Genomic DNA, 1148 nt, shown 5'->3' with positions numbered 1-1148 from the left:
CCCGTGAGCGTCGCGCCGCTGCCTGCGCCAGCGCGCCCCGAGCGTCTCGCGGCCGGGCACGACGCATCGCAGACGCTCGCGGCGCGCCATGCGACGCGCATGCTGCGCGATGCGTGGCGGATGGCGAGCTTCAGTTCGCTGACCGCGTCGATGGCACGCGAGGAGGCGGGCGTCGCGGCCGTGCCCGATGACGAATTGCGCCCCGATCACGATGCGCTTGCCGCAGTGGCGCCGGATGGCGAGTGGCTATTGGCCGATCCGGTCGCACCCGAACCGCCCGATGACGATATCCTCGTGTTCCCGCGCGGCGCGGCGGCCGGCGAGTGCCTGCACCGCCTGTTCGAACTCAGCCGGTTCACCGAGCCCGAGTCGTGGCCCAGGGCCGCGCTCGGCGCACTGCACGACCGGCCGGTCGAGGCCGAGCCCGAACTCGCGACGCGCCTGCCGGCAATGATGGTGCAACTGGTCGACGATGTCGTGCGCACCGAGCTCGTGCCGGGGATGCGGCTCGCCGATCTCGATCCGGCGAAGCGGCTCGACGAAATGGGTTTCCTGTTCCCGGCGCCCGCGCTCGACCTGATGGCGCTGCGCCGCCTGCTGGTCGCGCACGGCTATCCGGACGTTGCACTGGAGGCGGGCATGCTCGCCGGTTTCATCAAGGGTTTCATCGACATGATCGTCGAACACGACGGCCGCTTCTGGATCGTCGACTGGAAGTCGAACCATCTCGGCACGACGCCGGACGCCTACGGCCCGCGTGCGCTCGACGTCGCGATGGCCGATCACGCGTATCACCTGCAGGCGCTGCTCTATACGGTTGCACTGCATCGCTACCTGCGCGGGCGGTTGCCCGACTACGACTACGACACGCACATCGCGGGCTACCTGTACCTGTTCGTGCGTGGTGTGCGGCCCGGCTGGCGCAGCGGCGGTGAACCGGCCGGCGTGCATGCGCGGCGGCCCGAGCGCGCGCTCGTCGACGCACTCGACCGGATGATGGAAGGGGGCCGGGCATGAACGAGCAGGACGACACGCTCGAATTCACCGGCGGCCTCGTCGCGCGGCTGCCCGAACCCGCCGATTTCGGCATCGCACTCGCGGAAGGGTTTGCGCGCCGCATCGGCGATCTCGCTCGCCGCGCCGGCGCG

The 1148-nt window shown here is 70.6% G+C and carries 1 protein-coding gene; it reads left to right on the top strand.

Annotated features, from left to right (window positions below; all coding sequences use genetic code 11):
- Positions 1 to 1017: PD-(D/E)XK nuclease family protein (locus G3N93_RS40585; protein WP_206135584.1), on the top strand; the 1017-nt coding region annotated here is incomplete at its 5' end.
- Positions 1018 to 1148: the final 131 nt, after the last annotated feature.

Origin of the sequence: Burkholderia sp. Se-20378 (assembly GCF_017104665.1) — a bacterium.
Taxonomy (GTDB): domain Bacteria; phylum Pseudomonadota; class Gammaproteobacteria; order Burkholderiales; family Burkholderiaceae; genus Burkholderia; species Burkholderia lata.
The sequence above is the reverse complement of the archived record's forward strand: the minus strand, read 5'-3'. Positions and strand labels throughout refer to the sequence as shown.